The organism is Lysobacter sp. A286, assembly GCF_054052105.1.
The window spans coordinates 1-5,760 of sequence record NZ_JBSVRJ010000009.1; the positions used below are offsets into that span (position 1 = coordinate 1).

6 protein-coding genes are annotated in these 5,760 nt (G+C 55.2%); all 6 read right to left on the reverse strand.

All coding sequences use genetic code 11. The features are described from left to right. Positions 1 to 119 precede the first annotated feature (119 nt). Positions 120 to 1,259 carry a Kelch repeat-containing protein gene (locus ACW7G0_RS14065; protein ID WP_456990607.1) on the reverse strand — a complete coding sequence of 380 codons (1,140 nt, stop codon included), beginning with the start codon at positions 1,257 to 1,259 and terminating at the stop codon, positions 120 to 122. A gap of 109 nt (positions 1,260 to 1,368) precedes the next feature. Beyond that, positions 1,369 to 1,791: a hypothetical protein gene (locus ACW7G0_RS14070; protein ID WP_456990609.1), complete on the reverse strand. Its 423-nt coding sequence runs from the start codon at positions 1,789 to 1,791 to the stop codon at positions 1,369 to 1,371. Next, positions 1,778 to 2,608: a S1 family peptidase gene (locus ACW7G0_RS14075; RefSeq protein WP_456990611.1), complete on the reverse strand. Its 831-nt coding sequence runs from the start codon at positions 2,606 to 2,608 to the stop codon at positions 1,778 to 1,780. Before ACW7G0_RS14075 ends, ACW7G0_RS14070 begins: the two co-directional genes overlap by 14 nt. Positions 2,609 to 2,744: 136 nt before the next feature. Beyond that, positions 2,745 to 3,080, reverse strand: a complete 336-nt coding sequence (locus tag ACW7G0_RS14080) for an immunity protein Imm33 domain-containing protein (protein WP_456990613.1) — start codon at positions 3,078 to 3,080, stop codon at positions 2,745 to 2,747. A 729-nt stretch (positions 3,081 to 3,809) separates the two neighbouring features. Continuing rightward, positions 3,810 to 4,223: a hypothetical protein gene (locus ACW7G0_RS14085; protein WP_456990615.1), complete on the reverse strand. Its 414-nt coding sequence runs from the start codon at positions 4,221 to 4,223 to the stop codon at positions 3,810 to 3,812. 1,109 nt (positions 4,224 to 5,332) lie between these two features. Then, the gene (locus ACW7G0_RS14090) at positions 5,333 to 5,647 is read right to left on the reverse strand and encodes a hypothetical protein (RefSeq protein ID WP_456990617.1); all 315 of its coding nucleotides are present in this window, start codon (positions 5,645 to 5,647) and stop codon (positions 5,333 to 5,335) included. Between the last annotated feature and the right edge of the window lie 113 nt (positions 5,648 to 5,760).

Genomic DNA, 5,760 nt, shown 5'->3' on the forward strand with positions numbered 1-5,760 from the left:
AGCCACCGAGTGGACTCCGCCAGCTTCTTTCGAGCTTGCCGATCAACTGTCATTAGGGCTCTAACGCCTGAGTTAAGCCGAACCGCGAAGCGGTTTCGGCTTGAACGAATTGTTAGGCATCAATTGTGATTATCCGCCGCTCTGGTGCGACTGATGACCCATGCCTGTGCGGTCGGGCGAATGTCGTTGTCGTAGCCACCTAGTATGAGCACACTCCCATTCGGTAAATGGGTTGCGGTACTGAAGGCAAGGCCATTGTCGATACTTTCGCCTGCCTTTATGAATGCGGGTGTTCCAGGTGTCCATATCTCAACGTCGGTTGCATCACCCGCTACAACAACTTCCCCGGAAGGCAGTACGGTGGTGGCATCAATTATCTTGTACCGAGGGTTCAATAGTGGTGGCCCGGCGGTGAACTGCCCTGTGCTTGGGTCATAGATTTCCGTTTGTGCGAGGCGCCGGCGATCATCGCAATCACTGGATCCCGCGATTACCATCACACGGCCATCTTTAAGTAGAACAGCTGCATGTTTGCACCTTGGCAGTTGCATGGATCCTGACAGAGTGAATGCTTCTGTGGCCGGGTCGTAGATCTCAGCCGAATTGGTCGCGAGGTTGCGTCCACGTTGACCGCCAACAACCAACACGCGTCCGTCTTGCATGCGGACAGCAGCATGATGCGCTCTGGCCTCATACATGGCGCCTACTGCGACAAATCGATTCTGTGTCTGGTCAAAAACCTCTGCATGAGAAATAGGAAGATTGGTAGCGCTTGCGCCGCCGGTGACTAGTACGGACCCGTTGAGTAGCGGTGTCGCAGTAGCTTCCATTCTTGCTGTTGCCATTGCTTGAACGGGCGAGAAAGAACGATGCTGTGGATCGAACACTTCGGCGGAAGCGGTTGCCATGTCGCCAGTCCATCCTCCGGCAACCAAGACTCTGCCATCCTTGAGTAACGCTGCAGCGTGTGCAACTCGGGCTTCGTTCATAGGTTGTGTAACTTCAGAACGCCCAGTCTCGATATGAACCAGTTCGGCAGACCGTTCAACCGGAGTGCATCCACTACCGCTGCATCCGCCAGTCACCAGCACTAGAGTCGGGGAGATGGCTGTGGTTTGATGGGCTGCACGAGGTATTGATAATTCAGAAGAAGGTCGAACAATCCATTCAGAAATAGATTTCGGCTCAGAGGCCGAGCATGCTGTTGCTACGGCAGCAAAACAAACTAAGCCAATGATAGGAAGCTGATTGTTTTTCATGGTTGCTACCAAAGTGAGATTGAAGCCTAACGCCTGAGTTAAGGGGTGCCGCGAAGCGGCATCCCCTTGAACGAATTGTTAGAGGACACGTGCGTGCATCCGCATGCGCTCATTTCCAAGGCAGCCACGAGGATGGCGCGACACCTTTGACCCCAACGTAAGACAGCAGCGACACGAAGTAGAGCTCTCCAGCAACGAACAAGCACAGTACGGGCAGTTGCTCGCGCGGAACGCCGCCTTCCAGTGTGATGAACACGGCGGCGCTAATGCCGGCCAGCAGCGTAAGAACCACAAAGGTCCAAGCGAGGAACCTTATCCAGGGCCGTACGGGCTGTCCCGACCACGGTGGCTTAACGAAGAATTCATGGCTCCGTCGGTTCATGCAGTGGTCTCGGGTGTCCTCTAACGCCTGAGTTAAGCCGACCTGCGTAGCGCAGCCGACAACATGGCAAGCTCTTTCTGCCATGTTGTTGGTGGAGCGAAGCAGGTTCGGCTTGAACGAATTGTTAGCCCGCCGTCTACGGTTTGGCATGGATCACGCCTTCGATCCAATCAATATAGTGGCTCAAGTTCACGTTACACATGACCTGTCCGTACTTCCCTGGACGGAAGACTGCGGTGTCGCCTTGAATGTTGCCTTGAACAACCTTCCAGGAAGTCAGTCCAGTTAACATCCATTGACCATCTACTTCCATAAGTACAGGGCCGCCACTGTCTCCGTCACTGGACACGCCCTCAAAACGCAGGGCTGCGGGCGGCTTGTCGAAGGTGTAGCAGAACCATCGGTCATAGGCGCTGGTGATCTTGTTAAATGCACGGCGCAACTGTGTCCGGCGGGAGGCGTCCGCGGAGGAGTCATGTCCAGTGGCCCCTGTGCCCGTAGCGCCCTTCCCCATGATTTTGACGATTTGCCCGACTTGGGCGCTGCTTCTGTGTAGAAGCGCAGGTGCAACATCAGTCACCGGTTTTGCCAATTTGATTAATGCGATGTCATCGGATGTGGAAAATAGCGCCATTACCAGTGTCGCGTCTCCCGTAGTCCTTGCCTGATGGATCAGGTCGTGGGGAAGCTTCTTGGACCCAGGGTGTACTACGAGATGCTCGACGTCCCGAGGAATCCCGTTAAGAACTACCTTATTTATCTTAGATTGCCACGTGACCGAATGAGCGGCAGTAATAACCCACTGTGGGGCAATCAGGACGCCATGCCCTTCATGGGGCAGGTCAACGAACGCAGGAAACTCAGACGCAGGAACTCGATATTTTGAGTCATCAACGTCATCTCGAATCACGATAGCACTAGCGGTGGATGAGGCCACAAGCAGTGTAAGCAGCAAAAATCGAGTCATGCATGAATCCTTGAGGAGGGCTAACGCCTGAGTTAAGCCGACTTGCGTAGTGGAGCCAAAGCCATGGCAAGCTTTTTCTGCCATGGCTTTGGTGGAACGAAGCAAGTTCGGCTTGAACGAATTGTTAGGCCGCAGACTACACGGCAACGAGAGCCGGGTCATACCAGACGTCCGTTTGCTCGGGCGCTAGCAAGACGCGCCAGCCCGGAGCAAGCGCCAAGAAGGGAACCAACTGTGGTGCATGCTCCACGATGTGATGCACATGCAGTGACTGGAAGAACTCCGGATCTTCCGAGTAATTGCCGCCCCATATGTACCAGCCGCATGTCCCGCCCTCTGGAGAATGCCGGAGGGCATTGAGCGGCAGCTGCGACAGCGTGTAAAGCGCAACACCCAAGCGATCATCTTCGGCCGGTGGCTGAAAGAGCGACCCAAACTGTCTGCATGTATCCGATTGCGATGACTGCTTCATGAGGCCTAACGCCTGAATTAAGCCGACCCGCAACGCGCTGGCCGTGAGTTGACATTACAACATCTGCGACACATTTGAACGAAGCGACGACGCGGGTTCGGCTTGAATGAATTGTTAGGGCGCATGCGCTCGAACACATGCTTTCTCGCCAACCATTGATCTGCCGTCCCGGTAACCGGCGGCAGACATGTCTAGTGCCCAAACGCAAACAGATAAGCCCAAACTATTGAAGTCATAACTTGAGGGGATGCCCCGCAATACGATTCCGAGTACCTCATCCTTTCCCTTTGTGGCGCCACACCTCAGGCATCTCCATGCCGATGCACTGTTATCACGATGTTCCCACCGATTTTCACTAGGTGCATGGCTCAAGCGCGATTCGACGTATTTGGAGTTAAAGGCAACGAAGAATCCACGACCCATGTCTACAGTCATCGTAGCCGTACCCGTCTTGGCGTTGTGTCGGATGACAAATGTTTGCGGCTGATCTGGAACAGTGGCAATTATTTGTACGCAGTAGGTTGGGGTGCAGGCTTGTGGATATTCCACGGGAGGCGCGCCGACAGCGAATGCTGGAATACTCAGTAGTAACGCCAGAAGGTAGCCGGAATTTTTCATATGCGCCCTAACGCCTGAGTTAACCCGACCTGCGTAGTGGAGCCAACAACATGGCAAGCTCTATCTGCCATGTTGTTGGTGGAACGAAGCGGGTTCGGGTTGAACGAATTGTTAGATGCCAGCCCCGCCATGGCCCAGCAGCTCTTGCAACGAGGGAACTGGCAGGAATGGCATGTAGTCGTGCCAGCCAAGCAGCAGAGAAAAGGCCACATGAATGGCTGGCGCTGATAGGAATGCTAGCACCAGATAGCGCCAAAGCTCCTGCCCCGAGAGACGGAAGACGGCTGGCGGAAGAACAAGGGTAACGAGCGCTGGAACGGTGTAGTAGATCCACCAAGGCCAGCCAGCGTTTTGAGCAAATTTGGCGAAGAGCATGCCGCCAACAACAACTACTGCGGAAACGGCCAGCACCGAAGCAGGAGCTGGCTTGATGGAGCGTCGCCGAGTAACGAATCGCAGGATCACCGCGAAGACGACCAACGACACGATGATAAGGATGGGAAAGCGCCCAGCTGCAGATATCACCGAATGTCTCCCGTGGCATCTAACGCCTGAATTAAGCCGACCCGCGAAGCGGGTTCGGCTTGAATGAATTGTTAGGTCCCTTACCGGACCTGTTCGATTGCTGGCGGACTCTCGCACGTAAGCTCGTAGCTTGCGCCGGCGTTAAAGGCCTGCGAGATAGTGGCAGGACCGTCCATGGTGAGCCAACCAGGGCAGCTGTAGCCGATGAGACGGCGACCAGCTGCGACCCACAACTCTCTGGCTGGGCCACTAGGAACTACTCGTTCGTCGACTGACACAAAACCGTCGACGCCGGGCGTAAATGGATAGTTGGCGCGCTCACGGACGGCGAGGTGTGCCATGTCGCCGGGAGCAGGAGCCTCGGTTGCGAAGGGTGTGCTGACGCATCCGGCGAGGCTTAGGCACATCATGATCGCGGCTATTCGCATAAAGGGGCCTAACGCCTGAGTTAAGCCGAACCGCGTAGTGGAGGCAAAGACATGGCAAGCTTTCTCTGCCATGCCTTTGCTGTAACGAAGCGGTTTCGGCTTGAACGAATTGTTAGGCCTCGCCCGTGATAGTGCGCTGAGGCGCTTGTGATGCGAGCGCGCTACGTGTGGCGGCGAGCTCTGACGAGATGCGCGCTAGTTCGACATTCGTCCTCTTCGTTTCCGCGATGATCTCAGCTAGCTTGTCTTTGGTACCGAAAATCGCAAACGGTAGTAGGAACCAGAGCAGCGCCAAGACGAACAAGAAGAGCATTACGACGAGGCCAACGCCCCCGGTCATGAGTTCAGACATTTCAATCCCCCTGATTGAACGATCGTGAGTGACACTGACGCGTTACCGACAGACTAAACCACGGCTTGCGAGCGAGTCTGATTGTATCCGTCCCAGAAGCCATCAACCGCGCTTCCGAGAGAGCCAGCCAGGAAGAGCAGGATTGCGGCCGTGAGCAACACATTGCGTTGGTTCTTCCGGTAGCCGACCACGAGCACAACCACCCCGACAACGAACAGAGCTATTTCAACGTAGTACATCTATTTCCCCTGAGGCCTAACGCCTGAATTAAGCCGACCCGCGAAGCGGGTTCGGCTTGAATGAATTGTTAGGCCACACCCGACGTAAACTCACCACCCGGGCTGACCTGCACAGTACGTTTCTACGTTCATGTCCTTGAGCCCCGATTTCACCAACAGGAAATCCTCACAGGCGCCGGCCACGTTCTCCGGCTTAACCAGACTCTTGGAGAGGCCCCTAAGTAGGGTGACGGATGAATCCGACGGGTTTGCGGCCAGATACTTGTCAAAGTCGGCGATCGCTCCGATGTAGTTCTTGCGCATGTACTTGTTCATGCCGCTTTGCTTGAAGCGTTCGGACGGCGAAGCGGCCTGAACTAGTCCGGCGACGAGAGCGCAAACCAACACAAGAACCACCGCGCTCAACCTTACACGTCGCATCGAAATCTCCTGTGTGGCCTAACGCTTGAGTTAAGCCGACCTACGTAGCGTAGCCGACAACATGGCAAGCTCTACCTGCCGTGTTGTTGGTGTAGCGA

Coding starts and splice junctions, on each gene's coding strand:
- ACW7G0_RS14065 (WP_456990607.1), bottom strand. CDS start 1,259: ATGAAAAACAATCAGCTTCCTATCATTGGCTTAGTTTGTTTTGCTGCC.
- ACW7G0_RS14070 (WP_456990609.1), bottom strand. CDS start 1,791: ATGCCAAACCGTAGACGGCGGGCTAACAATTCGTTCAAGCCGAACCTG.
- ACW7G0_RS14075 (WP_456990611.1), bottom strand. CDS start 2,608: ATGACTCGATTTTTGCTGCTTACACTGCTTGTGGCCTCATCCACCGCT.
- ACW7G0_RS14080 (WP_456990613.1), bottom strand. CDS start 3,080: ATGAAGCAGTCATCGCAATCGGATACATGCAGACAGTTTGGGTCGCTC.